40 protein-coding genes are annotated in these 23,880 nt (G+C 49.7%); 33 read left to right on the top strand and 7 right to left on the bottom strand.

What is annotated here, in order from left to right; genetic code table 11:
- Positions 1–7: 7 nt before the first annotated feature.
- From ACJ2PR_RS11730 to ACJ2PR_RS11715, 4 genes are read right to left on the bottom strand one after another with little or no spacing between them, the layout of a single operon-like run.
- Complete coding sequence (locus ACJ2PR_RS11730) at positions 8–220, bottom strand: type II toxin-antitoxin system HicB family antitoxin (protein WP_446859515.1); 213 nt, start codon at positions 218–220, stop codon at positions 8–10.
- Positions 210–470 (bottom strand): type II toxin-antitoxin system HicA family toxin, encoded by a 261-nt coding sequence (locus ACJ2PR_RS11725; RefSeq protein ID WP_446859514.1) that lies wholly within the window; start codon positions 468–470, stop codon positions 210–212. The genes ACJ2PR_RS11730 and ACJ2PR_RS11725 overlap by 11 nt, the downstream gene beginning before the upstream one ends.
- Before the next feature lie 42 nt (positions 471–512).
- A complete protein-coding gene (locus ACJ2PR_RS11720; protein WP_446869768.1) occupies positions 513–1,694 on the bottom strand; it encodes a BREX system ATP-binding domain-containing protein in 1,182 nt (393 codons plus the stop codon).
- Between the two features lie 10 nt (positions 1,695–1,704).
- Positions 1,705–2,619, bottom strand: coding sequence for a hypothetical protein (locus ACJ2PR_RS11715; protein WP_446877115.1), 915 nt, complete (start codon positions 2,617–2,619; stop codon positions 1,705–1,707).
- A gap of 605 nt (positions 2,620–3,224) precedes the next feature.
- Between ACJ2PR_RS11715 and rplC the strand changes: the two genes are divergently transcribed.
- The 32 genes from rplC (at position 3,225) to ACJ2PR_RS11555 (ending at position 20,854) form a co-directional block, all read left to right on the top strand.
- Complete coding sequence (gene rplC / locus ACJ2PR_RS11710; RefSeq protein WP_446877114.1) at positions 3,225–3,863, top strand: 50S ribosomal protein L3; 639 nt, start codon at positions 3,225–3,227, stop codon at positions 3,861–3,863.
- Positions 3,864–3,883: 20 nt separating this feature from the next.
- Complete coding sequence (rplD, locus tag ACJ2PR_RS11705) at positions 3,884–4,516, top strand: 50S ribosomal protein L4 (RefSeq protein ID WP_446877113.1); 633 nt, start codon at positions 3,884–3,886, stop codon at positions 4,514–4,516.
- Entirely contained in the window at positions 4,509–4,811 is a 303-nt protein-coding gene (locus ACJ2PR_RS11700) for a 50S ribosomal protein L23 (protein ID WP_446859509.1), read from the top strand. Before rplD ends, ACJ2PR_RS11700 begins: the two co-directional genes overlap by 8 nt.
- Positions 4,812–4,832: 21 nt before the next feature.
- Entirely contained in the window at positions 4,833–5,696 is an 864-nt protein-coding gene (gene rplB, locus ACJ2PR_RS11695; protein ID WP_446859508.1) for a 50S ribosomal protein L2, read from the top strand.
- A 21-nt stretch (positions 5,697–5,717) separates the two neighbouring features.
- Entirely contained in the window at positions 5,718–5,996 is a 279-nt protein-coding gene (gene rpsS / locus ACJ2PR_RS11690) for a 30S ribosomal protein S19 (protein ID WP_446859507.1), read from the top strand.
- Positions 5,997–6,055: 59 nt separating this feature from the next.
- Positions 6,056–6,412 carry a 50S ribosomal protein L22 gene (rplV, locus tag ACJ2PR_RS11685; protein ID WP_446877112.1) on the top strand — a complete coding sequence of 119 codons (357 nt, stop codon included), beginning with the start codon at positions 6,056–6,058 and terminating at the stop codon, positions 6,410–6,412.
- 43 nt (positions 6,413–6,455) lie between these two features.
- Positions 6,456–7,208, top strand: a complete 753-nt coding sequence (gene rpsC, locus ACJ2PR_RS11680) for a 30S ribosomal protein S3 (protein ID WP_446877111.1) — start codon at positions 6,456–6,458, stop codon at positions 7,206–7,208.
- Between the two features lie 81 nt (positions 7,209–7,289).
- Positions 7,290–7,712, top strand: a complete 423-nt coding sequence (gene rplP / locus ACJ2PR_RS11675; protein WP_446859504.1) for a 50S ribosomal protein L16 — start codon at positions 7,290–7,292, stop codon at positions 7,710–7,712.
- A gap of 3 nt (positions 7,713–7,715) precedes the next feature.
- Positions 7,716–7,928, top strand: a complete 213-nt coding sequence (gene rpmC, locus ACJ2PR_RS11670; protein WP_446869771.1) for a 50S ribosomal protein L29 — start codon at positions 7,716–7,718, stop codon at positions 7,926–7,928.
- Between the two features lie 58 nt (positions 7,929–7,986).
- On the top strand, positions 7,987–8,238 hold the full coding sequence (gene rpsQ / locus ACJ2PR_RS11665; protein WP_446859502.1) for a 30S ribosomal protein S17: 252 nt from the start codon (positions 7,987–7,989) through the stop codon (positions 8,236–8,238).
- A 17-nt stretch (positions 8,239–8,255) separates the two neighbouring features.
- A complete protein-coding gene (gene rplN, locus ACJ2PR_RS11660) occupies positions 8,256–8,624 on the top strand; it encodes a 50S ribosomal protein L14 (protein WP_446859501.1) in 369 nt (122 codons plus the stop codon).
- Positions 8,624–8,971 (top strand): 50S ribosomal protein L24, encoded by a 348-nt coding sequence (rplX, locus tag ACJ2PR_RS11655; protein WP_446859500.1) that lies wholly within the window; start codon positions 8,624–8,626, stop codon positions 8,969–8,971. Before rplN ends, rplX begins: the two co-directional genes overlap by 1 nt.
- A gap of 101 nt (positions 8,972–9,072) precedes the next feature.
- Entirely contained in the window at positions 9,073–9,618 is a 546-nt protein-coding gene (gene rplE, locus ACJ2PR_RS11650) for a 50S ribosomal protein L5 (protein WP_446869772.1), read from the top strand.
- Positions 9,619–9,641: 23 nt separating this feature from the next.
- Positions 9,642–10,043 (top strand): 30S ribosomal protein S8, encoded by a 402-nt coding sequence (rpsH, locus tag ACJ2PR_RS11645; protein WP_446859498.1) that lies wholly within the window; start codon positions 9,642–9,644, stop codon positions 10,041–10,043.
- A 168-nt stretch (positions 10,044–10,211) separates the two neighbouring features.
- Positions 10,212–10,760 carry a 50S ribosomal protein L6 gene (gene rplF, locus ACJ2PR_RS11640; RefSeq protein ID WP_446869773.1) on the top strand — a complete coding sequence of 183 codons (549 nt, stop codon included), beginning with the start codon at positions 10,212–10,214 and terminating at the stop codon, positions 10,758–10,760.
- 3 nt (positions 10,761–10,763) lie between these two features.
- Positions 10,764–11,126 (top strand): 50S ribosomal protein L18, encoded by a 363-nt coding sequence (rplR, locus tag ACJ2PR_RS11635; RefSeq protein WP_446859496.1) that lies wholly within the window; start codon positions 10,764–10,766, stop codon positions 11,124–11,126.
- A 9-nt stretch (positions 11,127–11,135) separates the two neighbouring features.
- Positions 11,136–11,657, top strand: a complete 522-nt coding sequence (gene rpsE / locus ACJ2PR_RS11630; RefSeq protein ID WP_446859495.1) for a 30S ribosomal protein S5 — start codon at positions 11,136–11,138, stop codon at positions 11,655–11,657.
- Positions 11,658–11,718: 61 nt separating this feature from the next.
- Positions 11,719–12,204, top strand: a complete 486-nt coding sequence (rplO, locus tag ACJ2PR_RS11625; RefSeq protein ID WP_446859494.1) for a 50S ribosomal protein L15 — start codon at positions 11,719–11,721, stop codon at positions 12,202–12,204.
- A gap of 126 nt (positions 12,205–12,330) precedes the next feature.
- The gene (gene secY, locus ACJ2PR_RS11620) at positions 12,331–13,635 is read left to right on the top strand and encodes a preprotein translocase subunit SecY (protein WP_446859493.1); all 1,305 of its coding nucleotides are present in this window, start codon (positions 12,331–12,333) and stop codon (positions 13,633–13,635) included.
- Positions 13,635–14,183 (top strand): adenylate kinase, encoded by a 549-nt coding sequence (locus ACJ2PR_RS11615; protein WP_446869774.1) that lies wholly within the window; start codon positions 13,635–13,637, stop codon positions 14,181–14,183. The genes secY and ACJ2PR_RS11615 overlap by 1 nt, the downstream gene beginning before the upstream one ends.
- A 179-nt stretch (positions 14,184–14,362) precedes the next feature.
- On the top strand, positions 14,363–14,590 hold the full coding sequence (gene infA / locus ACJ2PR_RS11610; protein WP_446859491.1) for a translation initiation factor IF-1: 228 nt from the start codon (positions 14,363–14,365) through the stop codon (positions 14,588–14,590).
- Positions 14,591–14,688: 98 nt separating this feature from the next.
- The gene (gene rpmJ / locus ACJ2PR_RS11605) at positions 14,689–14,802 is read left to right on the top strand and encodes a 50S ribosomal protein L36 (protein ID WP_073069333.1); all 114 of its coding nucleotides are present in this window, start codon (positions 14,689–14,691) and stop codon (positions 14,800–14,802) included.
- Between the two features lie 89 nt (positions 14,803–14,891).
- Positions 14,892–15,275 carry a 30S ribosomal protein S13 gene (gene rpsM / locus ACJ2PR_RS11600; RefSeq protein WP_446859490.1) on the top strand — a complete coding sequence of 128 codons (384 nt, stop codon included), beginning with the start codon at positions 14,892–14,894 and terminating at the stop codon, positions 15,273–15,275.
- A 109-nt stretch (positions 15,276–15,384) separates the two neighbouring features.
- Positions 15,385–15,780 carry a 30S ribosomal protein S11 gene (gene rpsK / locus ACJ2PR_RS11595; protein WP_446859489.1) on the top strand — a complete coding sequence of 132 codons (396 nt, stop codon included), beginning with the start codon at positions 15,385–15,387 and terminating at the stop codon, positions 15,778–15,780.
- Positions 15,781–15,875: 95 nt separating this feature from the next.
- On the top strand, positions 15,876–16,823 hold the full coding sequence (locus ACJ2PR_RS11590) for a DNA-directed RNA polymerase subunit alpha (protein WP_446859488.1): 948 nt from the start codon (positions 15,876–15,878) through the stop codon (positions 16,821–16,823).
- 104 nt (positions 16,824–16,927) lie between these two features.
- A complete protein-coding gene (gene rplQ / locus ACJ2PR_RS11585; protein ID WP_446859487.1) occupies positions 16,928–17,254 on the top strand; it encodes a 50S ribosomal protein L17 in 327 nt (108 codons plus the stop codon).
- 4 nt (positions 17,255–17,258) lie between these two features.
- The gene (truA, locus tag ACJ2PR_RS11580; protein ID WP_446877110.1) at positions 17,259–18,110 is read left to right on the top strand and encodes a tRNA pseudouridine(38-40) synthase TruA; all 852 of its coding nucleotides are present in this window, start codon (positions 17,259–17,261) and stop codon (positions 18,108–18,110) included.
- A gap of 34 nt (positions 18,111–18,144) precedes the next feature.
- Positions 18,145–18,600, top strand: a complete 456-nt coding sequence (gene rplM, locus ACJ2PR_RS11575) for a 50S ribosomal protein L13 (protein ID WP_446859485.1) — start codon at positions 18,145–18,147, stop codon at positions 18,598–18,600.
- A complete protein-coding gene (gene rpsI, locus ACJ2PR_RS11570) occupies positions 18,600–19,007 on the top strand; it encodes a 30S ribosomal protein S9 (RefSeq protein WP_446859484.1) in 408 nt (135 codons plus the stop codon). Before rplM ends, rpsI begins: the two co-directional genes overlap by 1 nt.
- 63 nt (positions 19,008–19,070) lie before the next feature.
- Entirely contained in the window at positions 19,071–19,301 is a 231-nt protein-coding gene (rpmE, locus tag ACJ2PR_RS11565; protein ID WP_446859483.1) for a 50S ribosomal protein L31, read from the top strand.
- A 120-nt stretch (positions 19,302–19,421) separates the two neighbouring features.
- A complete protein-coding gene (gene prfA, locus ACJ2PR_RS11560; protein WP_446869775.1) occupies positions 19,422–20,534 on the top strand; it encodes a peptide chain release factor 1 in 1,113 nt (370 codons plus the stop codon).
- On the top strand, positions 20,534–20,854 hold the full coding sequence (locus ACJ2PR_RS11555) for a hypothetical protein (RefSeq protein ID WP_446877109.1): 321 nt from the start codon (positions 20,534–20,536) through the stop codon (positions 20,852–20,854). Before prfA ends, ACJ2PR_RS11555 begins: the two co-directional genes overlap by 1 nt.
- Here ACJ2PR_RS11555 and ACJ2PR_RS11550 read toward each other — a convergent pair.
- Positions 20,847–21,341, bottom strand: coding sequence for an IS630 family transposase (locus ACJ2PR_RS11550; RefSeq protein WP_446869780.1), 495 nt, complete (start codon positions 21,339–21,341; stop codon positions 20,847–20,849). The two genes, ACJ2PR_RS11555 and ACJ2PR_RS11550, sit on opposite strands and share 8 nt — an antisense overlap.
- Positions 21,342–21,418: 77 nt before the next feature.
- Positions 21,419–21,850, bottom strand: a complete 432-nt coding sequence (locus tag ACJ2PR_RS11545; RefSeq protein ID WP_446869777.1) for a helix-turn-helix domain-containing protein — start codon at positions 21,848–21,850, stop codon at positions 21,419–21,421.
- Positions 21,851–21,922: 72 nt separating this feature from the next.
- On the opposite strand from ACJ2PR_RS11545, the gene ACJ2PR_RS11540 reads away from it, so the two are divergent.
- Entirely contained in the window at positions 21,923–22,264 is a 342-nt protein-coding gene (locus tag ACJ2PR_RS11540) for a type I restriction endonuclease (RefSeq protein WP_446869778.1), read from the top strand.
- Positions 22,265–22,330: 66 nt separating this feature from the next.
- On the opposite strand, the gene ACJ2PR_RS11535 is transcribed toward ACJ2PR_RS11540, so the two are convergent.
- Positions 22,331–23,224, bottom strand: a complete 894-nt coding sequence (locus tag ACJ2PR_RS11535) for a tetratricopeptide repeat protein (protein ID WP_446869779.1) — start codon at positions 23,222–23,224, stop codon at positions 22,331–22,333.
- Positions 23,225–23,880 lie beyond the last annotated feature (656 nt).

The following is a 23,880-nucleotide window of genomic DNA, read 5'->3' as shown; positions in this document are numbered from 1 at the left end:
TGCTGCTTTACGCAAACGATAATCGCCCTTTAGGTTCTGGGATAGGTCGCCCTAATTCTTGAGCCGTTTCAATCCATTCTTGAATGATCACTTCTACATTTTGCACAGCCTCCTGATAAGTTTCACCATCAGCCGCACATCCGGGCAGTTCTGGCACTTCGACAATAAAGCATTGATCAACTTCACTCCAGTAGATAATGAGTTCGTACTTAATTTTCATCTTGTCCTCCAAGTTGATATTTCAAAATCACAGTGCGAACTTGTTTAACTTGGTACGCCTTTGCTTTTCCCTGCTTGGGCTGAAGATTTAGAATGTCTTCTACGCTTTCTTTAGAGAAGATATGATGGCTGCCTCGGATGCGTTCTTCAAAACCAAGGGCAGATAAAAGTTGACAGAGTGGCTCAAAGGGAATGTTGGTATCCGAGGCTCCTGACAGAATTTTGACTAGTAGCTTATCTCGCTGACTCATCTCTTCTATGAGTCTCTTTTTTCACACAGTTCTTTAACTTCATTACACTTCATCCAGCGCCATTAGCGTTGTTTCAATCACTTTGGCTTGTAGTTGACTATATTCATAGAGATCAGGAGGTTCTCGATCGCTCACTTCATATCCTGCCTCCTCAAATAGCACTTTTAATCGAGCTTGCACTTGATCAGGAAAACTTCTGCCCTGCGCGACTAGATGAATGTCGGTATCTACAATGTCGGCCAGTGGATTGAAGCGATCGATGGGCAACAGTCCCGTTTGCAGCCGCATCCAGAGGGCTTCGTAACTTTTGAACCCACGACGATCGTCGTCGATCATGTCGCGTCGTCCTGCTAACAACAGTAGAAAGTGATCCAATAGTTCTACATCATCAATGATTTGACGAAATAGTTCGCAGGTGTCTTTGATCGCATTGGCAGTGTATTTAAAGCGGCGAGTTTCAGGATGGCGTTCGGTCATGGCTTCAAGGTCATCGATCGCCACCACTAATCCGGTCATGCCTGCAAGGTGAAGGAGTCGGATCAGGGAATTTAACCAATAGCGCGCATTTGATTTTTGCAGTCGTTCATATAACAATGTCGCTTGTTTTTGATGACGCTCTAACTTCTCGCCAGCAAGCCATTTCAGTCCTACCTTAATGCTGTCTTCGTTACCATTGACTAACCGATTGCTGATCACATGATGGGCAAAGGCTCGAAAAGAAGATCCGAAGTCAACATCGCGCAATGTCATCCCGATCGCTCGTCTAATCTCATGCACGGCTAAGTCACGAGTCAATCCTTGATCTTCAATTAAAATTGAGAGAATGTTATCGCTATCATCATATTGTCCATATCCCAACTTTTTAATCACCAGTTGACATAAGCCACTGACTAATTTTTGTTTGTCAAGTTGTTGAACAATCGCTCGATAAAATCCAGTTAAATCATTCAACCGATATTCTCGTGCAGAGAGATAGACCGTTTGATAGTCGATCGCTTGAGCATCTTGTAATACACATCGCAATAGATGAGTTTTGCCCGTCCCCGTGCCGCCAACTAGAACTTTGACCTTGCTGCCCCCATCGGCAATGTAATTGGCTAGATAATGATCGCGTAAGTGATTGAGCCAGCGATCGCGCCCCAACGTCATTGCCGCCAGCAGTTCTTCATGAACGGGAGGCTTGCCCGACAGCATGGTTTCAATATCTAACTCATCAATTTGCATCGACGCAAAATCACCCTTCAACTAAGTGAATAGCTAATGTCCCGACTCGGCTTTCTTGTCCTTGACTGTTAATTAGCAATAGAGTCTTGGCCGTTTCGCGAGAAGGTTCTAAATCGAACTGATAGCGATCGTAGCGAATTTGAGGTTGTTCTTTCAATCGCGCCAGATCGTAAGTAAATAGCGGTTCGGGATAGTCTTGTCTCACAGATTGCTTCAGCGTCAAGAGCCGATAAATCTCTTTCAGCGAAACGGAGTGTCCCCAGATCACCTCATTGTTTTGCAGCGCCAAACGATTGAGCGTTTCATATGCACTCAACAACTCCCGACAGAACCGAGTCGAGTCAAATTTGCTGTTGATCACGCGGCTATATTGTCCGGCAACCCAGGTCGCAAGTTGATCAGGCGCAAAGGCTTTGGTCTGCTGCGATCGCCGTCCCATGCTCAATTTCACCACACCCTGATCGCGGCTGAAGGTTAGCTTGAAGGGCGGAAATTCATAGACGGGAAACTCACCTCTAACAGGCACTCCCGCCGCTTTGAGGGCGTTCTCAACCTCGGCTGGATACGTCTCCGACTGCACAATGTCTTGATCCGCTTGCAGGGCGTTTTGAATCACCGCTTGTTGGTCTTGCCAACGATCGTCTAGCCGAGTCAACTCCTCTGTCAGCACCTCTAAAGTTTGCGAGGAGGTTTTAAAGTCCCATTCCTTGCGAGATTTTTTGACCGCAGACCAGACTTTTACCAGTCGTTTGAAAGTGGCATCCAGTTCAGCGATCGTTGTTTTTTCTGCCTCGTCCAACGGTTCCATAATCTGAGACGGTGAGATTGAATGTCCATCATCGTATCTCAAATTGTTAATGTGCAAACGTTTTGCCTCTTCTGTCTCTGGAACTCTCAAAGCTGGGAAATCGGTGTCTTTCGACATTGCAACGACGACAACAAAGAAATTTAGGAAATGAGTAGACGGTTTTACCAATCCTGTCCTATACTGTTGGACTGTGGCTAAAATTCTGAAAGCGCGATTTCTAAGAGAAAGCAGCCAAGTTTGAGTGATAAGCGTAAGTTTGAAGCTCACAATTTGCAAGCTTTTTCGTCTCGTATGAGGGAAATTGCGAAAGAAACTTCGGGCAAAGAGGCGAAAAGTTTTCTCCGGGAATTTGTTCCCAGCCTAAGCGTTTCAACCCAACCTCAAAGCGGATACTGATTGGTTTACCTCTCAAGTCCGGGTTGGAGTAAGCACCAGAGCCAGCGTGTTCTCTAAAGTGCTTTGCCAAAACGCCCAAGTTTCCTAAAAACGCGGAATCCGCTGCCTTTCAAAACGCCGAAAGGTACGATTCTTCTGGTCTTCCGACCGTAGAATCCGTTCTGGAAAAGCGAAGCTGCGATCCAAAATCGCGGTTTTGCCATGTTCAAACGGAAGTGCTGAACGGATGATCGATCGAGAAATGAACCAAGAGCTTTTGTCTCCCCTTTCATTCCTCATCCCTCATCCCTCATCCTTCCAGATGTGTAGAAAAGGAGACCAGTCAAGTGGCTGTCGGTATTCTCGGCACAAAGCTCGGCATGACCCAAGTCTTTGACGACACAGGAAAAGCCATTCCTGTCACCGTTATTCAAGCTGGCCCATGCCCCATTACTCAGGTCAAAACCCCCGAAACAGACGGCTACTCAGCCCTGCAAATCGGATTTGGTGAAACCAAAGTCAAAGCACTCAGCAAGCCCGAACTCGGACACCTTGCCAAGTCAAATTCTGCGCCCCTGCGCCATCTGATCGAACTGCGCCTTGACGCACCCCCCACCGACTACGAACTCGGTCAAGCCCTCAAAGCTGACTTGTTTGAAGCGGGACAAATTGTGGATGTGATCGGCACCAGCATCGGGAAAGGCTTCGCAGGGTACCAAAAGCGCCACAACTTCAAACGCGGGCCGATGGCTCACGGCTCCAAAAATCACCGCGCTCCCGGATCGACTGGAGCAGGCACCACCCCCGGACGGGTCTACCCCGGTAAAAGGATGGCGGGTCAGATGGGCAACGAGCGAGTTACCGTTCGCAAATTGACCGTGGTGCGCGTGGATGTCGATCGCAACTTGATCTTGATCAAAGGAGCGGTTCCCGGTAAGCCCGGCGCTCTGGTGCAAATTATGCCTGCTAAGAAAGTCGGTCGCTAGGGCAGGAAGGAGAAAAGACAATGGTTGATTGTGTAGTAAAAGACTGGCAGGGAGCCGAATCGGGACAGACCTCGATCGACCTCAAGGTTGCCAAAGCAGAAACCTCCAAAGGAGTCGTTCATCGCGCCTTGGTGCGTCAATTGGCAAACCAGCGTCAGGGCACCGCTTCCACCAAAACTCGCGCAGAAGTGAGAGGCGGCGGTCGCAAACCCTGGAGACAAAAAGGAACGGGACGCGCTCGTGCAGGTTCCAATCGTTCTCCCCTGTGGCGGGGTGGCGGTGTGATCTTTGGGCCAAAGCCTAGAGATTATACGATTAAGATGAACCGCAAAGAGCGACGGCTGGCGCTTCGGACGGCGTTTCAAAGTCGGGTCGAAGATTTGATTGTGGTGCAGGATTTTGCCGATCAGTTTTCTCGCCCCAAGACAAAAGAAATGACTCAAGCACTTACCCGCTGGGGAGTCGAACCCGATTCGAAAGTGCTGCTGATTGTGGCTGAGAGAAACGAAACAGTTTATCTGTCTGCCCGCAATATTGAGAAGCTGAGAATGATTTCGGCGAACAACCTCAATATTTTCGACTTGTTGAACGCAGACAAAATCGTGGCTACGGCTTCTGCTATCACGATGATTCAGGAGGTATACGGTGAGTGACTTTAACCCCCGCTATCTAGCGGATCTGATTCGTCGCCCAATCATCACAGAGAAAGCGACTCGCCTTTTGGAAGACAACCAATACACGTTTGAGGTTGCCCCCAGAGCGTCAAAGCCCGAAATCAAAGCGGCTGTCGAATTTCTCTTCGATGTCAAAGTCGTTGGAATCAATACCCTGATGCCCCCTCGTAAAGCGCGTCGCGTCGGTAAGTTTGCAGGTCACAAGCCTCAATACAAGCGCGCGATCGTCACCCTGGCATCTGGGGACTCGATCACACTGTTCCCAGAAGTTTAGAATCCCTGAGAGTAGCAAGTTATGGGCATCCGAATTTATCGTCCCTATACCCCTGGCACCCGTCAGCGCACGATCCCCGATTTTGCAGAAATCACCAAAACTGAGCCTGAAAAGTCTCTAACGACTTCTAAGCACAGAGATAAGGGACGCAATAACCGGGGCGTAATCACCTGTCGCCACCGCGGGGGCGGACACAAGAAGCTTTATCGAATTGTCGATTTTCGTCGCGACAAGCTCAACGTTCCGGCACGAGTAGCCGCGATCGAATACGATCCCAACCGCAACGCTCGTCTGGCTCTGCTGTTTTATCAAGATGGTGAGAAGCGCTATATTCTTCATCCCCACACCTTGAAAGTTGGCACGGTGATTCGTGCTGGAGCAGATGCGCCGATCGAAGTGGGCAATTCTCTTCCATTAGAAAACATTCCTCTGGGTACGATCGTTCATAATATCGAACTCGTTCCCGGCAAAGGGGGGCAGATGGCCAGAGCCGCAGGTGCTTCTGCTCAAGTGGCTGCTAAAGAGGGCGACTATGTAACGCTGAAGCTGCCTTCGACTGAAGTTCGCATGGTTCGCAAAGAGTGCTACGCGACGATCGGACAAGTTGGCAACATCGATGCGAGAAACGTCAGCCTGGGTAAAGCGGGTCGCACTCGTCACAAAGGCCGTCGTCCTCAAGTGCGCGGTAGTGTGATGAACCCAGTGGATCACCCTCATGGTGGTGGAGAAGGTCGGGCCCCGATCGGTCGTCCCGGCCCGGTGACACCTTGGGGTAAGCCAGCCCTGGGGCGCAAAACTCGCAACAAGAAGAAGGCAAGCAGTTCTCTGATTGTGCGTCGTCGTCGTAAGTCTTCCAAGCGGGGACGCGGCGGACGGGAATCGTAATTCACTTAGGGAGACCTACATATGGCACGTTCACTTAAAAAAGGCCCCTTTGTTGCCGACCATCTGATGAGCAAGATCGAAGCGCTCAATGCCAGAGGTGACAAACAAATGATCAAAACCTGGTCACGAGCTTCGACCATTTTGCCTCAGATGATTGGACATACGATCGCCGTTCACAACGGTCGAACTCACGTCCCCGTCTACGTCTCTGAACAAATGGTGGGTCACAAGCTGGGAGAGTTTGCACCCACTCGGACATTCCGAGGTCATGCGGGTGGCGATAAAAAGGCACGTCGATAGGAGAAAGGCGGTTAGCGAACGGTCAATGACTGATCCGCTAACTGCTCAAGGAGAAAACTATGGCTACTGATACGACTGAAATTAAAGCGATCGCACGTTACATCCGCATGTCACCCCACAAGGTGCGCCGAGTGTTGGATCAGATTCGGGGCCGCTCCTATCGAGAAGCGCTGATTATTCTGGAATTCATGCCTTATCGCGCCTGTGATCCGGTTTTGAAGGTACTGCGATCAGCCGCGGCTAATGCAGAACACAATGAAGGATTCGATCGAGCAAGTTTGGTGGTGAGCCAAGCTTTTGCAGATGCCGGCCCTTCACTCAAGCGATTCAGACCGAGAGCGCAAGGACGGGCTTACCAAATTCGCAAGCCGACTTGTCATATCACGGTCGCGGTGGCTCCGGGTGCCGACTCCTAGTTCGCTTCCCGACTGACGACTTAAACTGCTTTTAGAGGAACGTATGGGACAGAAAATTCATCCAAATGGATTTCGGCTAGGAGTCATCAAGGAGCATGGTTCTCGCTGGTATGCTGACTTCGCCCGCTATCCTGATCTGCTCAAAGAAGATGCCAAGATTCGCCATTTCTTCACCAAGAATCCGAAAAATCTTGACAACTTGAAGAAGCCCGGAATTTCGGAAATTCGGATTGAGCGCAAAGCCGATCAGATTGATTTAGAAATTCGCACGGCTCGTCCTGGGGTCGTGGTTGGTCGCGGTGGCGCTGGGATCGAAACGCTGAGAACTGGGCTGCAAGACGCTTTGGGAAATAGCGATCGCCAGATCCGCATCAATGTGGTCGAAGTGGCTCGCGTCGATGCCGATGCTGCCCTGATTGGGGAATACATTGCTGAACAGCTAGAACGTCGGGTTTCCTTCCGGCGGGTCGTGCGTCAGGCGATTCAACGCGCTCAACGGGCTGGCATTGAAGGCATCAAGATTCAAGTGAGCGGTCGCTTAAATGGGGCTGAAATTGCTCGCCCCGAATGGACTCGTGAAGGTCGTGTTCCACTCCACACGTTGAGAGCCGATATTGACTACGCCTACGTCACCGCTCAAACGATTTATGGAACGTTGGGGATCAAAATCTGGGTCTTCAAGGGTGAAATCATTCCTGGACAAGATCGCGAAATCGAAGCCGCCCCGACCAACCAACCCCGTCGTCGTCAACAGCGTCGTCGCCAACAATTTGAAGACCGATCGAACGAGGGTTAAAGGACACAGGATGAGGGATGAACCAATCCTTCTCGCTCCTCACTCCTCACTCCTCACTCCTCACTCCATAGGTACTGAGTCATGTTAAGCCCAAGAAGAACAAAATTCCGCAAACAGCAGCGCGGACGAATGAGAGGAATGGCGACTCGTGGAGCCGACCTGAACTTTGGCGATTTTGGTTTACAGGCTTTAGAGCCAAGCTGGATCACCTCTCGTCAGATAGAAGCTAGTCGTCGAGCAATGACCCGCTACATCCGTCGGGGTGGCAAAATCTATATTCGGATTTTCCCAGACAAGCCGATCACGATGCGTCCCGCAGAAACTCGGATGGGTTCTGGTAAAGGTGCGCCCGAATTTTGGGTGGCAGTAGTTAAACCCGGTCGGATCTTGTTTGAGATCGCAGGCGTTCCCGAAGCGACGGCTCGTGAGGCCATGCGTCTAGCATCCTTCAAGCTGCCGATCAAAACGAAGTTCATCACACGCGAAGCCTCGGAGGAGTCCTAAATTATGCCTCTTCCCAAATTTGAAGACGCTAAAAACTTGAGTGACCAGGAATTGGCAGATCAGATCGTTGCAGTCAAACGGCAATTATTTGAACTGAGAATGCAAAAGGGCACTCGCCAATTAGAAAAGCCTCACCAGTTCAAGCACGCAAAACATCAGCTTTCTCAATTGCTGACCGTTGAGCGAGAACGGCAGTTGAAACCGACTGAAAGCTAGAAGGCTGAACCTGAAATCATTCCCATTCATCCTTCATTATTTCAACTGGAGTATCTCAATGGCAGTAAAGGAAAGAGTTGGCTTAGTTGTCAGCGACAAGATGGACAAAACGGTGGTTGTGGCGGTTGAAAACCGATCGGCTCACCCCAAATACGGCAAGATCGTGGTGCGAACCCAGCGGTACAAAGCCCACGATGAAGAAAATAAGTGCAAGGAAGGCGATCGCGTTCGCATTCAGGAAACTCGACCCCTCAGCCGCACTAAGCGATGGGTTGTGTCTGAAATCCTGAGTACTGCCTTTAAAGGTTAAACACGAGGGACTTAGACATGATTCAACAAGAAAGTTATCTCAACGTAGCGGACAACAGTGGCGCACGTAAGCTGATGTGTATCCGTGTGATTGGCGGCGGTAACCGTCGCTATGGCGGAGTCGGTGACGTGATCATCGCGGTCGTTAAAGATGCCATTCCAAACATGGCGGTCAAAAAGTCTGATGTGGTTCGGGCGGTGATTGTCCGTACCAGACACACGATGCGTCGGGACAGCGGCATGAGTATTCGGTTTGATGACAACGCCGCCGTAATCATCAACGCGGATGGCAATCCTAGAGGCACTCGCGTCTTTGGCCCGGTAGCTCGTGAATTGCGCGACAAGAGCTTTACCAAAATCGTTTCCCTCGCTCCGGAGGTTCTGTAATGGCGACTAAACAAAAACCCGCTGTTCGTTACAAAATGCACGTCAAGAAAGGCGACACCGTTCAGGTGATTGCTGGAAGCGACAAGGGCAAAGTGGGCGAAATTCTGCAAACGATTTCTAAGACGAGCAAAGTCATTGTCAAAGGTGTAAACCTTCGCACCAAGCACGTCAAGCCTCAGCAAGAAGGTGAATCGGGTCAGATTGTGGTTCAAGAAGCCCCAATTCATAGCTCCAACGTCATGCTTTATTCCGAAAAGCAAAAAGTCGCCAGCCGCGTTTGCCACACGATCAACTCGGACGGCAAGAAAGTGCGGATGTTGAAGAAAACAGGCGAAATCATCGACTAAAGAGTTTTGAGTTCCAACGTTTAGGTTCTTTAACCTCAGCGCTCGAAACTCAAAACTCGAAACTATATCCCTGACCAAGCCCAGGGCAAGGACTCGAAACTATGGCACAACGATTAAAAGATCAGTATCAAGAAAAAATTGTCCCGAAACTCACGGAGCAATTCAACTACACGAACGTCCACCAAGTTCCGAAGGTGGTCAAAATCACGATCAACCGGGGATTGGGCGAAGCGTCACAGAATGCCAAGGCGCTAGAAGCTTCTATCAATGAGATCGCGACGATCGCCGGACAAAAACCCGTCGTGACTCGCGCCAAAAAAGCAATTGCAGGCTTCAAAATCCGAGAAGGAATGCCCGTTGGGGTGATGGTGACGCTGAGAGGCGATCGCATGTTCGCGTTTCTCGATCGCTTGATCAACCTTTCACTTCCTCGCATTCGTGACTTCCGAGGCATTAGCCCCAAAAGCTTTGACGGACGTGGCAACTACACCCTCGGTCTGAGAGAGCAACTGATCTTTCCAGAGATCGAGTACGACAGCATTGATCAGATTCGCGGGATGGACATTTCAATCATCACAACTGCAAACACCGACGAAGAAGGTCGCGCCCTGCTTAAAGAAATGGGTATGCCTTTTCGAGAAAATTGATGCAGTTTCATTAAGAGGGAACTATGGCGGCTAACGACACAATTTCAGACATGCTGACGCGCATCCGCAACGCAAGTTTGGCGCGGCATCAAACCACGGAAGTCCTATGTACCAAAATGACCCACAGCATTGCCAAAGTGCTACAGGCTGAAGGGTTTATTTCGGGCTATGAAGAATCGGGCGAAGGGGTCGATCGACGGCTCGTTCTATCCTTAAAGTACAAAGGTAAAAACCGCAAACCGATTATCACAGCCTTGAAACGAGTCAGCAAACCCGGTCTGCGCGTCTATGTCAACCGGAAGGAACTGCCCCGTGTGCTGGGTGGAATTGGCATTGCAATTGTCTCGACTTCTAGCGGCATTATGACCGATCGGGAAGCTCGACGGACTGGAGTCGGCGGTGAGGTTCTTTGCTACGTCTGGTAAGTCTGGATATTATTCGTTGCTGTTTGGCTCACAGCGAATTGGACTCTAGATCTCAGGCATTAGACGTTGGACTGGATCAAGCTAAAAATCACGATCAAAGGCTAGAGTCTCAAGTCTCAAGTCCGCCGCTAACAGCTAAACGCTTCTATCAATAAAGGTAATTCAGCTATGTCTCGGATTGGTAAACGTCTCATTGATATTCCCGCCAAGGTGACGGTCACGATCGATGGTCAGCATGTGGCGGTCAAAGGGCCCAAGGGCGAGCTTTCACGAGTGCTTCCCCCAGAAGTGATTGTGGAACAGGAAGGGACAACGGTCGAAGTCAAGCGTCGGGATGAGTCTCGTGCGGCTCGTCAGCGTCATGGTCTGTGCCGCACGCTTGTGGCCAATATGGTCGAGGGCGTATCCACGGGATTCCAGCGTCGTCTGGAGATTCAAGGCGTGGGCTATCGGGCCCAAGTGCAGGGAAGAAACCTGATCCTCAACGTCGGATACAGTAAGCCTGTCGATATTCCGCCTCCAGATGGGATTCAGCTTGCAGTGGAAGGCAACACAAACGTGATTGTCAGCGGAATTGATAAAGAAATTGTCGGCAATACAGCAGCCAAAATTCGCGCCGTTCGCCCTCCCGAACCCTACAAAGGGAAGGGAATTCGCTATGCAGGCGAAGCGGTCAGACGCAAGGTTGGTAAGTCCGGTGGTAAAGGGAAGAAATAAGCCATGAAACTGAATCGTAAAGACTCCACTCGCCGTCGTCACACTCGCATTCGTAAACGCGTCGAAGGTACTTCAGAACGCCCTCGTCTCGCAGTGTTTCGATCAAATCAGCACATCTATGCTCAAGTGATCGACGACACGGCTCAACATACGCTGGCTTCGGCTTCGACCCTCGATCCCGAACTGAAAGAAAAGCTCGAATCATTCGCAAATCAGGAAGCTTCGGCAGAAGTGGGTAAGCTGGTAGCGCAACGCGCGATCGCCAAGGGCATTCAGTCGGTGGTCTTCGATCGCGGTGGCAATCTCTATCATGGTCGGGTCAAATCATTGGCAGACGCTGCCCGTGAAGCTGGTTTGAATTTCTAGGAGAAACTCATGGCAAAAGGTCGTAAAAGTAACAAGCCTCGTGAAGAGAAATCGGACTGGCAAGAGCGGGTGGTTCAGATTCGCCGGGTGACGAAGGTCGTCAAGGGCGGTAAAAAACTGAGCTTCCGGGCGATCGTCGTCGTCGGTAACGAGCGGGGTCAAGTCGGGGTCGGCGTTGGTAAGGCCAGCGATGTCATCGGCGCGGTTAAGAAAGGCGTTGCGGATGGCAAGAAGCATCTTGTAGAAGTCCCTTTGACCAAATCCAATTCAATTCCTCATCCAACCAATGGCAGCGGTGGCGGCGCAAAAGTAATGATGCGTCCAGCGGCTCCAGGGACTGGGGTAATTGCTGGGGGAGCCGTTCGGACGGTTCTCGAACTTGCGGGCGTGAAGAACATTCTGGCCAAACAGCTTGGTTCTGGCAATCCGCTCAACAATGCACGGGCGGCGGTCAGTGCGTTGGATGGACTGCGAACCTTCGCGGAAGTGGCTGAAGAACGGGGTGTTCCAGTCGAAAACCTCTACGCTTAGTCTCTCAAGATTGAGTCGAGAGATTAGGTCAAGAAACTTTCATTAGCACTGACTAAACACTATGAGAATCGATGATGTAGCGCCTCAACAAGGTGCAACCAAACGTGGCCGTCGAGTCGGTCGAGGTATTGCTGCCGGACAAGGTGCAAGCTGTGGCTTTGGAATGCGGGGTCAAAAGTCTCGTTCCGGTCGCCCGACTCGCCCAGGCTTTGAAGGCGGACAAACGCCTCTGTATCGCCGACTACCCAAACGCAAGTATTTCACTGTGATCAATCGGCAAAACTACACTGTGATCAATGTGGGCGACCTGGCGGAGCTTGCTGCTAACACAGGGGTTAATCTGGCTTCCTTGATGGAAGTGGGCATTGTCACTCAAGATGACGGGCCGCTGAAAATTTTGGGTGACGGAGACTTGTCTGTAGCTCTGAACGTCCAAGCGACCAGCTTTACAGAGGGTGCCCGCGCTAAAATCGAAGCAGCTGGCGGCACCTGTGAAGTCTTGGAACCCAAACCAACCTGGCATCGTGCCCCCAAGGTGAAAGCATAGCCGTTTCAACAGCTCACTAAACGTCATCCTTGCCGGGGTGGCGCTTTCTAGTCTCAAAATAAGCACCTTCTGGAACTGGGCAAATCGGTCTGCTAGGCTACGAATATATGTACGAGGTGTTCTTTTATGGTCGTTAGTCGAGATAAAGCTCCAACCGCTCAGGAAACCTTTTCTCAGATGGCTCAAGCTGCCGGACTTAGAGGGCGTTTGCTCTTGACGATCGGCTTACTGATTCTGGTTCGCCTGGGGATTTATATTCCGCTACCGGGGATCGATCGGGCCGCTTTTGCTGCCAACATTTCGGGCAACTCGGCTCTCAGTTTTGTTGACTTGTTTGCTGGCGGTGGTCTGAGAACCCTGGGAATTTTTGCACTGGGGATCTTGCCGTTTATCAACGCCTCGATTATTTTGCAATTACTGACTACGGCAATCCCACAGTTAGAAGACTTGCAGAAGAATGAAGGAGAAGCCGGACGGCGCAAGATTTCTCAAATCACTCGCTATGTGGCGTTAGGGTTAGCAATTGTTCAAAGTTCGCTGTTGGCGATCGGGCTACTTCGTCCTTTTGCGCTGGATGCAGGCCCCCTATTTGTTGCTGAAACGGCATTGGCGCTGTCTGCGGGTTCAATGTTTGTGATGTGGGTTGGTGAAGTCATTACGGAGCGAGGCATTGGAAACGGGGCCTCCTTGCTGATTTTCTTAAACATCGTTTCAACCTTGCCGACTTCGTTAGGAAAAACATTTGAGTTAGCGCAGAGTGGCGATCGCAGCGTTGTGGGTGGTGTTGTGATTCTACTGCTTGTGTTCCTGGCGATGGTGATTGGAATCGTTTTTGTTCAAGAGGGCACTCGTCGAATTCCGATCATTTCAGCCCGCCGTCAGGTTGGTCGTCGCCAGTATCTAGAAAGAAGCAGCTATCTACCGCTCCGCCTTAACCAGGGTGGGGTCATGCCGATCATTTTCGCCTCTACGGTTCTGACTCTTCCGGCGCTGGTTGCTCAGGCGCTCCAAAATGCGTCCGTCAGCCAGTTTCTTGGAACTTATTTGGGGCCGACTTCTTGGGCACACAATCTTGTCTATCTTGTGTTGATTCTCTTCTTCAGCTACTTTTATGCTTCGCTTGTGGTTCAGCCCGATGAGATGTCAAAGAACTTGAAGAAGATGGGTGCAAGTATTCCAGGAATTCGTCCCGGAAAGGCGACGACTGAGTACATTGAGCGAGTCTTAAATCGGTTGACATTTCTGGGTGCGATCTTTCTAGGAGTGGTCGCGATCGTCCCTACGATCGTGGAGAGCGCAACTAGGGTTCCAACCTTTCAGGGGTTAGGCGCAACTTCACTCCTAATTCTGGTTGGGGTCGCGATTGACACGGCGAAACAAATTCAAACTTACGTCATCTCCCAGAGATACGAAGGAATGGTGAAACAGTAGTGGCTCGACTCATCTTTCTAGGCCCACCCGGAGCAGGCAAAGGTACCCAGGCAATGGTCTTGGCTTCCCTTAAACAGATCCCTCATATTTCCACAGGCGAAATTTTACGAGCGGCGGTTGCTGGGCAGACAATCCTAGGAGTCAAAGCCAAGGGATACATGGATCGGGGAGAACTTGTTCCGGATCAGCTTGTGATTGACCTGATTCGAGAACGACTGGGAGAGTCGGATGCTGAGGCTGGCTGGATTCTAGACGGATACCCGCGTAATGTAGCCCAAGCCGACTCTCTAGCGGAATTAGTCACGGAACTGGGTCAGACCCTTGATCGCGTCGTCAATTTAGACGTTCCAGACGAAACCCTGGTAGAGCGTTTGTTGAGTCGCGGACGCAAGGACGATAGCGAGGAAGTGATTCGCCGTCGCTTAGAGGTTTACCGGGAGCAAACCGCACCCCTGATCAAATACTACGAAGCTCACCAGAATTTGACCACGGTTGACGGCGATCGCCCACTGGAAGAAGTCACGACTGCCCTAAAAGAGATTGTTTAGCACAAGACTTAATGAGTCGGCCCGCTCCCAATTTCTTAGCTGCGGTGGGTTCTACCCCTTGTTTTCTGATATGGTCACCTTCCTGATATGCAGAAAGCAAATTTAATGCTCTAAACTGGAAAAGATGGTGTAAACTCTCTTGACTCCAAAAATGTTTTGTTGTAACGGAGGAAAACAGTTTGTCTAAACAAGATTTGATTGAAATGGAAGGGACGGTGGTTGACTCCCTGCCGAATGCAATGTTTCGCGTCGATTTGGATAACGGCTTTAACGTTCTTGCTCATATTTCTGGCAAGATTCGTCGCAACTACATTAAGATTTTGCCGGGCGATCGCGTCAAGGTTGAACTTACGCCCTACGACTTGACCAAGGGCAGAATTACCTATCGCTTGCGAAACAAAAAATAAAAATGGTTTTAAAAGGCTGTAGCGAAATCTACCTTTGACAAAAACTATAAAAAATTGTTAGAATGTTGTGTTTGTTGCAGTGTTGCCAAGGTTAAGGCATGAAAGTTCGAGCGTCAGTCAAGAAGATTTGTGAAAAGTGCCGCGTCATCCGCCGTCGGGGTCGCGTGATGGTGATTTGTGAAAATCCCAAGCACAAACAGCGCCAAGGTTAGTTGGTAGACTTGCCTCAGAGGAAGGGGACTTCTAGGCAAGCAGGGTAATATCTACATCCTCAAGCAATTCAGTATAGGGAGAGAGAAGCGTGGCACGGATTGCCGGAGTAGACCTTCCCCGCGATAAGCGCGTTGAGATTGGTCTGACATACATTTACGGAATTGGACTCACCAGAGCAAAAGAAGTGATCGCCAAAACAGGCGTGAACCCGGATACTCGCGTTAGAGATTTGAGCGATGCGGATGTTTCGGCCCTTCGAGAAGCGGTCGAAAGTGGTTATCAAGTCGAAGGTGACTTACGACGATTTGACAACCTGAACGTCAAACGATTGATGGATATCGGCTGCTATCGCGGTCGTCGTCATCGTCTTGGCTTACCCGTTCGCGGACAACGAACTCGCACCAACGCCCGGACTCGTCGCGGTGGTCGTCGAACTGTGGCCGGTAAGAAGAAAGCGCCCGGTAAGAAATAAGTAGACTCCAGACTCTAGACCTGAGATTTTGGATTCGTCCAAAGTCCATCGTCTAGAGTCTAAAGTTCCTTCTCAGCACTCATTTAGAACCTTAGATCAGAGTTTAGACATGGCGAGACAACCAACCAGAAAGACTGGCCCCCGTAAGCAAAAGAAAAACGTCCCCAGCGGCGTGGCTTACATTTCATCAACGTTTAACAACACGATCGTCACCATCTCTGATACAGGTGGCGAAGTCATCTCGTGGGCCTCTGCTGGCTCCAGTGGATTCAAGGGTGCGAAGAAAGGAACGCCTTTTGCGGCTCAAACTGCGGCAGAAAGTGCAGCCCGTCGCGCAATGGATCAAGGAATGCGTCAGTTAGAAGTGATGGTCAGCGGGCCGGGAGCCGGTCGAGAGACCGCGATTCGGGCACTGCAAGGGGCAGGGTTAGAAATTACTCTGATTCGTGATATCACTCCGATTCCTCACAATGGCTGCCGTCCACCCAAGCGTCGTCGAGTCTAAGCGTTTGGGTTGTGTTTGCCAGCTATCCAGAAAAGGTTCGGGTTTGAGTCAAATGAGGGAAAGCCCTCACGATCAAGGAGAAGGGAGGTCACTCCGTGGCACAGTTTCAGGTTGAATGTGTAGAGTCCACAACGGACAAAGACCAGAGCCAGTACAGCAAGTTTATTTTAGAGACGCTAGAGCGGGGTCAAGGCACGACCGTTGGTAACGCTTTGCGGCGGGTTTTGCTGTCAAACCTGGAAGGAACCGCAGCAACGGCTGTTCGGATTGCGGGCGTTTCTCACGAGTTTGCCACCATTCCAGGGGTACGCGAGGATGTTCTAGACATTCTTCTCAACATGAAGAAGGTGGTCTTTAAGAGCTATTCTGCTCAACCTCAGATTGGTCGATTGCTGGTGCAAGGGCCTGCGACGGTGACGGCCGAGCAGTTCGATCTCCCGGCTGAGGTGGAGCTAGTCGATCCCGATCAATATATTGCAACGCTTTCGGCGGGTTCTACGCTGGAAATGGAGTTCAGAATTGAGAAAGGCAAAGGTTACCGAGCGGTTGACAAAAATCGTGAGGAAACCGCAGCGCTGGACTTTTTGCAGATTGATTCTGTGTTCATGCCCGTTCGGAAGGTGAATTACAGTGTTGAAGATGCGAGAGGCGGCGGTGCGACTGAGAAAGACCGTCTCCTGATGGAGATTTGGACAAATGGCAGCTTAACGCCTCAAGAAGCGTTGAGTCAGGCTGCTAACATCTTGGTTGATTTGTTCAATCCCCTTAAAGACATTCCTTCTGAACCTGCCGATGATGATTTCACTGGAGAGGACGGGCCAGAAAGTCAGATTCCGATCGAAGAGCTTCAACTCTCGGTTCGCGCTTACAACTGCTTGAAGCGGGCGCAAATTAACTCAGTTGCTGACCTGCTCGACTACAGCCAGGAAGACCTGCTTGAAATAAAGAATTTCGGGCAAAAGTCGGCCGAAGAAGTGGTCGAAGCCTTACAGCAACGGTTAGGAATTACTCTGCCTCAAGAGAAATCCCAAAAGTCCAACTAAAATCCGTTTTGAGTTCTGGGTTGAGTCATTAGCCTGGAACTTAGAATTTGGAACGAAGTCCCTCTACTTATAAACTTGTTATGCGTCATCGTTGCAGAGTTCCCATGCTTGGAAAACCTGCGGATCAGCGTAAAGCGCTCTTGCGATCGCTTACCACTGAACTGATCCGCAACGGTCGAATCAAGACGACCAAAGTTCGCGCCAAGGCCATGCGCCCTGAAGTCGAAAAGATGATTACCCTCGCTAAAGACGGTTCCCTCTCGGCCCGTCGTCAAGCCATGGGATACATCTTCGACAAACAACTGGTTCACGCCCTGTTTGAGCAAGCTCCAGAACGGTACGCCGATCGCCAAGGTGGCTACACCCGGATTATCCGAACTGTTCCCCGACGCGGCGACAACGCAGAAATGGCGTACATCGAATTGACTTAACCTCATGCTCGCTGCTCAACCCCAACCAACTCAACGCATTGCCTTAGTTATTCAATACTTGGGCACTCGTTTTCATGGGTGGCAGCGTCAGCCGAATCAGCGAACCGTTCAGGAAGAAATTGAGACGGCGCTGCGATCGGTTCTTAACCGCCCAGTGGTGATTCACGCAGCAGGAAGAACTGATACAGGCGTTCACGCAGCCGCCCAAGTCGTCCATTTTGATGCCGAAACTCTGATTCCGGCTCATCGTTGGGCAGATGTTTTAAATTCTCGTTTGCCTGACGATATTCTGATTCGCGCCTCGACTTCAGTTCATTCGACCTGGCACGCTCGATTTTCTGCGGTGTGGAGACGTTACCGTTACACGCTATTTACGGATGCCCGTCCCAATCTGTTTGTCGCGCCTTACGCTTGGCACTATTACTATGAGCCGTTGGATGAGACGCTGATTCAGAAGGCGCTGAATCCGATGCTGGGTCGGCACCATTTGGCAGCCTTTCATCGTGCGGGATCGAGTCGTCCGCATTCCTGGGTGGATGTTCAGGCGGCAGAGTGTCAGCGTCAGGGAGCCTTTTTGTACATTGAAGTTCAGGCCAGCGGCTTTTTGTATGGAATGATGCGGCTGTTGGTGGGATTGCTGGTGCAGGTGGGGCGAGGAGAGCGATCGCCCGATGACTTCACCCAACTCTGGACGGCGGAACGTCGAGAAGAAGTGAAATACGCTGCCCCGTCTCAAGGCTTGTGTTTGTTGAGGGTTGGCTATCCTGATTCGCCCTTCTCGCCCGATGTTTGGTTTGATAGCCAGCCGAGGCTAGTTCTGCCAAGTCCGACCGATTCAGAGTATTGCTTGAGTTAGCTCGATCGCAAATTTTTACAAGACTGAAGAAATCATGGAAAAGACCTATCTCCCTCCTGTCGATTCTCTAGAACGCAATTGGTACGTCATTGATGCAGCCAATCAGCGCTTGGGACGACTCTCCACTGAAATCGCGATGATTTTACGCGGTAAGAACAAGCCTACTTATACCCCTTCGATGGATACAGGCGATTTTGTAATCGTCATCAATGCTGAGAAAGTGGATGTGACCGGGAAAAAACGCTTTCAGAAGATCTATCGCCGCAACTCTGGGCGTCCTGGTGGAATGAAAACCGAGACGTTTGACAAACTGCAAGCTCGAATTCCAGAGCGAATCATCGAACATGCGGTGAAAGGAATGCTGCCCAAAAATTCTCTGGGTCGCCAACTATTCACCAAGCTGAAAGTTTATGCGGGAGCGGCTCATCCCCATGCCGCCCAACAGCCTCAAGTTCTACAAATCAATACCATTCCCGGAGAAGATAGCTAATGCAAGCCACTGAAGGTCGTGTCGTTTATCTTGGCACAGGTCGCCGTAAGTCTGCGGTGGCCAGAGTTCGTCTGGTTCCGGGTGATGGAACGCTGACAGTGAACGGTAAAGCTGGAGATCTGTATCTTCAATTCAATCCTGAGTATATTTCAGCGGCAAAGGCTCCCTTGGAAACCTTGGGACTCGAAGGTGAGTATGACATTCTCGTGAATGCTCACGGGGGCGGATTGACGGGACAAGCGGATGCGATTCGTCTCGGTGTGGCTCGTGCCCTGTGTCAGCTTGACCCTGAAAACCGTAAGCCTTTGAAGACGGAAGGCTACCTGACTCGTGATCCCCGTGCCAAAGAGCGGAAGAAATACGGTCTGCGGAAAGCGCGTAAGGCTCCTCAGTTCTCGAAACGGTAGGAAGCTGGCTCACAGCAGATTGCTAAAAGCTAAAATAGATCTAGAAAGATTGGAGAAATTTCGATGCCCAAACCTGACATTCATCCCAAGTGGTACCCAGAGGCGAAAGTCTACTGTAATGGCGAAGTCGTCATGACCATCGGTTCCACCAAGCCCGAACTGCATGTTGACGTGTGGTCTGGCAATCACCCATTCTTTACCGGGACGCAAAAGATTATTGATACCGAGGGTCGTGTGGAACGATTCTTGCGGAAGTATGGCATGACGGACGACTCAGCCGGACAAGCAAAGTAGCCAAGCTAGGCGGTTTGGATTTTAGAGTTTGGATTGATGTCCGACTTCTGGATTCAATCTCTCCGACGATCGCCCCAACTGATCGTGGAGCCTAGTTAACCCCTACTTTTTTCTGGTCTCATGGCTGAATCTTATTTAATTGACAAGCTGAATTCCGTTGAGCAAACTTTTAATGAGTTGACTCGGCGGATGAGTGATCCTGACATCGCTAAAAATCCGGCTGAGTTTCAAGAAGTGGCAAAGGCGCGATCGTCTCTAGAGACAGTCGTCAATACTTATGAAGCCTGGCGCAAAACTCAGCAGGATCTGGCCGACGCTCGGCAAATTGTTAAAGAGTCGGGCAGCGATCAGGAGTTGCAGCAAATGGCTGCGATGGAAGCTGAAGAGCTTCAGCAAAGCCTCAATGATTTGGAAACTCGACTGAAAGTGATGCTGCTGCCCAGCGATCCGAATGATGACCGAAACATCATGTTGGAAATTCGAGCGGGGACAGGTGGCGATGAGGCGAGTATTTGGGCGGGTGATTTGCTGCGGATGTATTCTCGTTATGCGGAGACGAAGCGCTGGAAAGTGAAGCTGGTCAGTGAGTCTCTGGCAGACATGGGCGGCTTTAAGGAAGCGGTTCTGGAGATTCAGGGCGATCGCGTCTACAGCGAACTGAAATTTGAGGCGGGAGTTCACCGAGTCCAGCGAGTTCCTTTAACCGAAGCATCGGGACGAGTTCACACTTCGACGGCGACGGTCGCGGTGATGCCGGAAGTAGACGAAGTGGAAGTTCACATTGACCCCAAAGATATTGAATTGACGACAGCGCGATCGGGCGGTGCGGGTGGTCAGAACGTCAACAAAGTAGAAACCGCCGTTGATTTACGACACAAGCCAACGGGGATTCGGATTTTTTGCACTGAGGAACGATCGCAACTGCAAAACCGCGAACGAGCGATGCAGATTCTCCGAGCCAAACTGTATGAACTGAAGCTGCAAGAACAGCAAGAGGCAGTGACTTCGCTGCGGATGTCTCAGGTGGGAACGGGATCGCGATCGGAAAAGATTCGTACCTACAACTACAAAGATAGTCGCGTCACAGATCACCGTTTGGGCAAAAACTTTTCGCTGCCGCCTGTGTTGGAGGGCGACCTGGAAGAGTTGATTCAAAGCTGCATTTCTCAAGACCAGCAAGAGCGACTAGAAGTCTTGGCAGCAGAGAGTGGAAACCAAGCAGCGGTGAGTTGATGGTTCAAATTACTGCCATCACTGATGCCATTACGACTTTAGCCGAAGCTGAAAATCAGTTTGGGTTGAGGCGGACTGAAGATGAGCAGTTCTTTAAAGAGTGGATTGAAGGGTTACCTGATCTGACGGATGTCGATCGGGAAGTTTTGGACACGCTTCGACGAAGATATGTGTATCACTGTACTGATGGCGACTTATTAGAAGGGACTGTCTCTTTGCTGATGGCTTCGCCACTTTTGGCTGTAGCAGGATTTTATAATCCGCCGTTTAAGGTGAAAGCAGAGCCAACGGTTCAAATCACGTTATACCAAATCAACTAGAGATAGATACAGATAGGGCATTCATGATGAATGGATATTGTGTCACAGCAGCAATCCAATCCGGTGTCAGATAGCCCAACACTTCGCGCAGTGCTGTCCTCAACTCATCTAGGGTGGCAAAGATTTCTCCTTTGAAATCCAGCTTCAAATCTTCCCACAGACGCTCAATCGGATTGAGTTCCGGACTGTGAGGGGGCTGATAAAGTAAGACAATGTTCTCCGGGATGCAAAGCTTGTGGCTGGAATGAGCGGGAGCTTGATCGACTTGAATCACATTCAGGACATGGGGATACGCTTGGGCAACTAGGTCTAAAAACACCTCAAAACAAGCGGTATCGAGATGGGAAAATTCGTAGAAGAACGACTCACCGGTACTGGGGGCAACCACCCCATATAGCCAAATTGCTTCTCTGGGCCACTGCACCGGCTGTGCCGGTTTGACACCCAGGGCGGTGATGCGTTTGCCTAATGTGGTCAGTAATCCCAGGCGGGTTTCATCTTAACACCAATATTTCAACGGGCGGATTCTCCCATCCTCCTCCAAAATATCGCTCAGTTCAGCCCCTAAGATCTTTTAAAAAAGTCCACTTTTTGCGGGTCTTGCTCAGTGCTGATGGGTCGAGGTCGCTTCGGTTTTGCCCCAAGTCGATAGCAAACATGCTTATGGATGCCTTCATAGGTGATCTCATGATCGTACTCAGTCTTCAGCCACTCTTGGATTTCGCCGTAGCTACTGAACCCGACTGGACTGGACAGTCGCTCTATTAAGACTGCTTGAGCTGCCTCCGGGATTTGACAGGTTCGACCGATTGGGACTTCACGGGTTAACAGTTCCTCCATGCCGCCATGATCGTATTTACTCAACCAACGCTGTAGCGTAATGCGCCCTCGTCCTAGCAGTTCGGCGGCGTGAGTCACCGATTTGGCTTGACCACTTTGCAGAAGATACAGTAGTTGAATCCGTTCTTTACTGCGAGCATGGCACTGAGTGTGCATGAGATTTTTGAGGTGCCATCTTGTTAGCCTCTTAACTTGACTACATTATATCTGTATCATTAGTTGGACGGTTTGGTATTAGATGATGGTGAAGAGGTTTTGCGGGGGCGGATCGATGTCTTGGTGATGCAAAACCAGTTCTGGGTTGTAATTTTAGAATCCAAGAAAACGACTCTTGCTGTCTTGGCTGCTTTACCTCAAGCGCTGACCTATCTCATGGCAAGTCCCCATCCTGATCAACCTGGCTTTGGCATGATTACGAATGGAGATGACATTCTTTTTGTGAAGTTGGCTCAGGGTAAAGTTTCTCAATATTCGCTTTCGCGAGTGTTCGCGCCCTTCACCTCAGCTAGAGAGCTTTACAATGCAACGCGGGTGCTAAAGCGGATTGGTCAGGTTATTACTCAGAAATAGTATTAGCCTTTGACTAACCATCTAACTGTTAAGAGGAATAATTTTATAGTCCATCAACAAGGGAAGCTAAATGTTGAGCAACTTCTTAAATCGTTCGTCATTTCTAATGAAGTCAAAGTCTGAATCAGTTTGTGCCATTGTTCTATATTTACCATCAGGAGTAAGTTTAGTTGCTTCTTTCAGGCTTTCAACTGCCAGTTCAACTTCATTTTGTAGCGAAAGATAACACGCTTTGTTATACCAAGCTCTAGCATAGTTAGGTTTGATTTCGATAGCCTTCTCACATGACAGGATTGCTTCTTTAGGCTGCTCTGACCATCTAAGAGCAGAACCTCTCTCGACCCATGCAGAATAGTGATCAGGGTCAATTTGAATAACTTTTTCATGAGCAATAATTGCTTCTTTGTATCGTCTCAATCTTCTCAATGCCTTCCCTTTACCAAACCAAGCATCAAGGTAGTCAGGTCTCATTTGATTGGCTTTTTCATAAGAAGCAAGTGCGTCATCATACCGAGACTCAAAGTAGAAAGCTTGTCCCTGCTTTATGTAATCTTCTGCTGTAAACAACTGCGGAATTGCAGAGTCCAGAAGATTAAGCTGCGTGGTGAGCCTTTGAAGTTTCTGTTGTCGCTTGGGTGTGCTTTGAGATTCTTCAAAACTGAGTGTTTGTTGCATTGGTGGCAGTATTCCTGAAAGTTGATGTAAAAGCTCCTCTCTAAATTTCTCGCCATCAACCCTTATTTGCGACATCTTGCTATGGAAGTCTAGCTTCATTTCCTCAAAATCTTTACTAAATGCTTCTTTTCGATTATTAATTTCTGACCTCACTCCATTGCCTAGTTGCATTTCTACTGCTTGCTCAATTTTTTCTTCTTTTAATTGCTCTGCCACTTTTTGGTCAAGCTTTTTATCGATTTGTTCGTTGAATTGCTTTTCCAACTGATTCTCTAGATCGCTCACTATGCGTTGGCGAAATGTCCACAGTACACCAGCCGTTATGGTGAGACAGGGCAAACGCATAAAAAAATTGGGTGACTACCCTGCAAGGCTTCCAGACCTCATGGGCAAAAATGCTTAGAGGCTGAAATCCTCAATCTGAAAGGATCAAGAATTTTCATGCGTTTGCCCTGTTATGGTGAGAGCAATGGATAGTATTCCAAACGCTTTGTCAACCTCTTGTCGGGCGACTCTATACGCTTCCAACCGAATGTTCTCAAATTGAACTTTTTCAAGCTCTTTATCTTGCTTAGGTAAAGTTGTAGAACTGGGTGTTAGTTGCCGAGGTGAGAAAATTGGCTTAGGTTGAGCGATCGTAGTACTAGCAGACAGCAAGCAGATTGAGACTGTCAAAGCGAACCGGGGTTGAATTCTCGTATCAACTTATACCAAATCAACCAACAAATGATACTCATAAAAAATCAGTTAATTAACCGATTTCTATCTCTCAGATTTGAAAAAACCCCATCAGGGAAGCCGTTTCAAAGTCCCCCAAAATGGGGGATTTAGGGGGCGAGGATCTGTATCAGTAACTAGTGAATTTGGTATTAGTGAGCAACTAATAGACCTGGTTGCCTGACAGAAGTAGGTGAAACCCAACAAACACGAGGAAATTAGTG

This window comes from Phormidesmis sp. 146-33 (genome assembly GCF_052939515.1).
This window is presented reverse-complemented; position numbering and strand designations above follow the sequence as displayed.

Coding starts and splice junctions, on each gene's coding strand:
- ACJ2PR_RS11730 (WP_446859515.1), bottom strand. CDS start 220: ATGAAAATTAAGTACGAACTCATTATCTACTGGAGTGAAGTTGATCAA.
- ACJ2PR_RS11725 (WP_446859514.1), bottom strand. CDS start 470: ATGAGTCAGCGAGATAAGCTACTAGTCAAAATTCTGTCAGGAGCCTCG.
- ACJ2PR_RS11720 (WP_446869768.1), bottom strand. CDS start 1,694: ATGCAAATTGATGAGTTAGATATTGAAACCATGCTGTCGGGCAAGCCT.
- ACJ2PR_RS11715 (WP_446877115.1), bottom strand. CDS start 2,619: ATGTCGAAAGACACCGATTTCCCAGCTTTGAGAGTTCCAGAGACAGAA.
- rplD (WP_446877113.1), top strand. CDS start 3,884: ATGGTTGATTGTGTAGTAAAAGACTGGCAGGGAGCCGAATCGGGACAG.
- rplB (WP_446859508.1), top strand. CDS start 4,833: ATGGGCATCCGAATTTATCGTCCCTATACCCCTGGCACCCGTCAGCGC.
- rpsS (WP_446859507.1), top strand. CDS start 5,718: ATGGCACGTTCACTTAAAAAAGGCCCCTTTGTTGCCGACCATCTGATG.
- rplV (WP_446877112.1), top strand. CDS start 6,056: ATGGCTACTGATACGACTGAAATTAAAGCGATCGCACGTTACATCCGC.
- rpsC (WP_446877111.1), top strand. CDS start 6,456: ATGGGACAGAAAATTCATCCAAATGGATTTCGGCTAGGAGTCATCAAG.
- rplP (WP_446859504.1), top strand. CDS start 7,290: ATGTTAAGCCCAAGAAGAACAAAATTCCGCAAACAGCAGCGCGGACGA.
- rpmC (WP_446869771.1), top strand. CDS start 7,716: ATGCCTCTTCCCAAATTTGAAGACGCTAAAAACTTGAGTGACCAGGAA.
- rpsQ (WP_446859502.1), top strand. CDS start 7,987: ATGGCAGTAAAGGAAAGAGTTGGCTTAGTTGTCAGCGACAAGATGGAC.
- rplN (WP_446859501.1), top strand. CDS start 8,256: ATGATTCAACAAGAAAGTTATCTCAACGTAGCGGACAACAGTGGCGCA.
- rplX (WP_446859500.1), top strand. CDS start 8,624: ATGGCGACTAAACAAAAACCCGCTGTTCGTTACAAAATGCACGTCAAG.
- rplE (WP_446869772.1), top strand. CDS start 9,073: ATGGCACAACGATTAAAAGATCAGTATCAAGAAAAAATTGTCCCGAAA.
- rpsH (WP_446859498.1), top strand. CDS start 9,642: ATGGCGGCTAACGACACAATTTCAGACATGCTGACGCGCATCCGCAAC.
- rplF (WP_446869773.1), top strand. CDS start 10,212: ATGTCTCGGATTGGTAAACGTCTCATTGATATTCCCGCCAAGGTGACG.
- rplR (WP_446859496.1), top strand. CDS start 10,764: ATGAAACTGAATCGTAAAGACTCCACTCGCCGTCGTCACACTCGCATT.
- rpsE (WP_446859495.1), top strand. CDS start 11,136: ATGGCAAAAGGTCGTAAAAGTAACAAGCCTCGTGAAGAGAAATCGGAC.
- rplO (WP_446859494.1), top strand. CDS start 11,719: ATGAGAATCGATGATGTAGCGCCTCAACAAGGTGCAACCAAACGTGGC.
- secY (WP_446859493.1), top strand. CDS start 12,331: ATGGTCGTTAGTCGAGATAAAGCTCCAACCGCTCAGGAAACCTTTTCT.
- rpmJ (WP_073069333.1), top strand. CDS start 14,689: ATGAAAGTTCGAGCGTCAGTCAAGAAGATTTGTGAAAAGTGCCGCGTC.
- rpsK (WP_446859489.1), top strand. CDS start 15,385: ATGGCGAGACAACCAACCAGAAAGACTGGCCCCCGTAAGCAAAAGAAA.
- rplQ (WP_446859487.1), top strand. CDS start 16,928: ATGCTTGGAAAACCTGCGGATCAGCGTAAAGCGCTCTTGCGATCGCTT.
- truA (WP_446877110.1), top strand. CDS start 17,259: ATGCTCGCTGCTCAACCCCAACCAACTCAACGCATTGCCTTAGTTATT.
- rplM (WP_446859485.1), top strand. CDS start 18,145: ATGGAAAAGACCTATCTCCCTCCTGTCGATTCTCTAGAACGCAATTGG.
- rpsI (WP_446859484.1), top strand. CDS start 18,600: ATGCAAGCCACTGAAGGTCGTGTCGTTTATCTTGGCACAGGTCGCCGT.
- rpmE (WP_446859483.1), top strand. CDS start 19,071: ATGCCCAAACCTGACATTCATCCCAAGTGGTACCCAGAGGCGAAAGTC.
- prfA (WP_446869775.1), top strand. CDS start 19,422: ATGGCTGAATCTTATTTAATTGACAAGCTGAATTCCGTTGAGCAAACT.
- ACJ2PR_RS11555 (WP_446877109.1), top strand. CDS start 20,534: ATGGTTCAAATTACTGCCATCACTGATGCCATTACGACTTTAGCCGAA.
- ACJ2PR_RS11545 (WP_446869777.1), bottom strand. CDS start 21,850: ATGCACACTCAGTGCCATGCTCGCAGTAAAGAACGGATTCAACTACTG.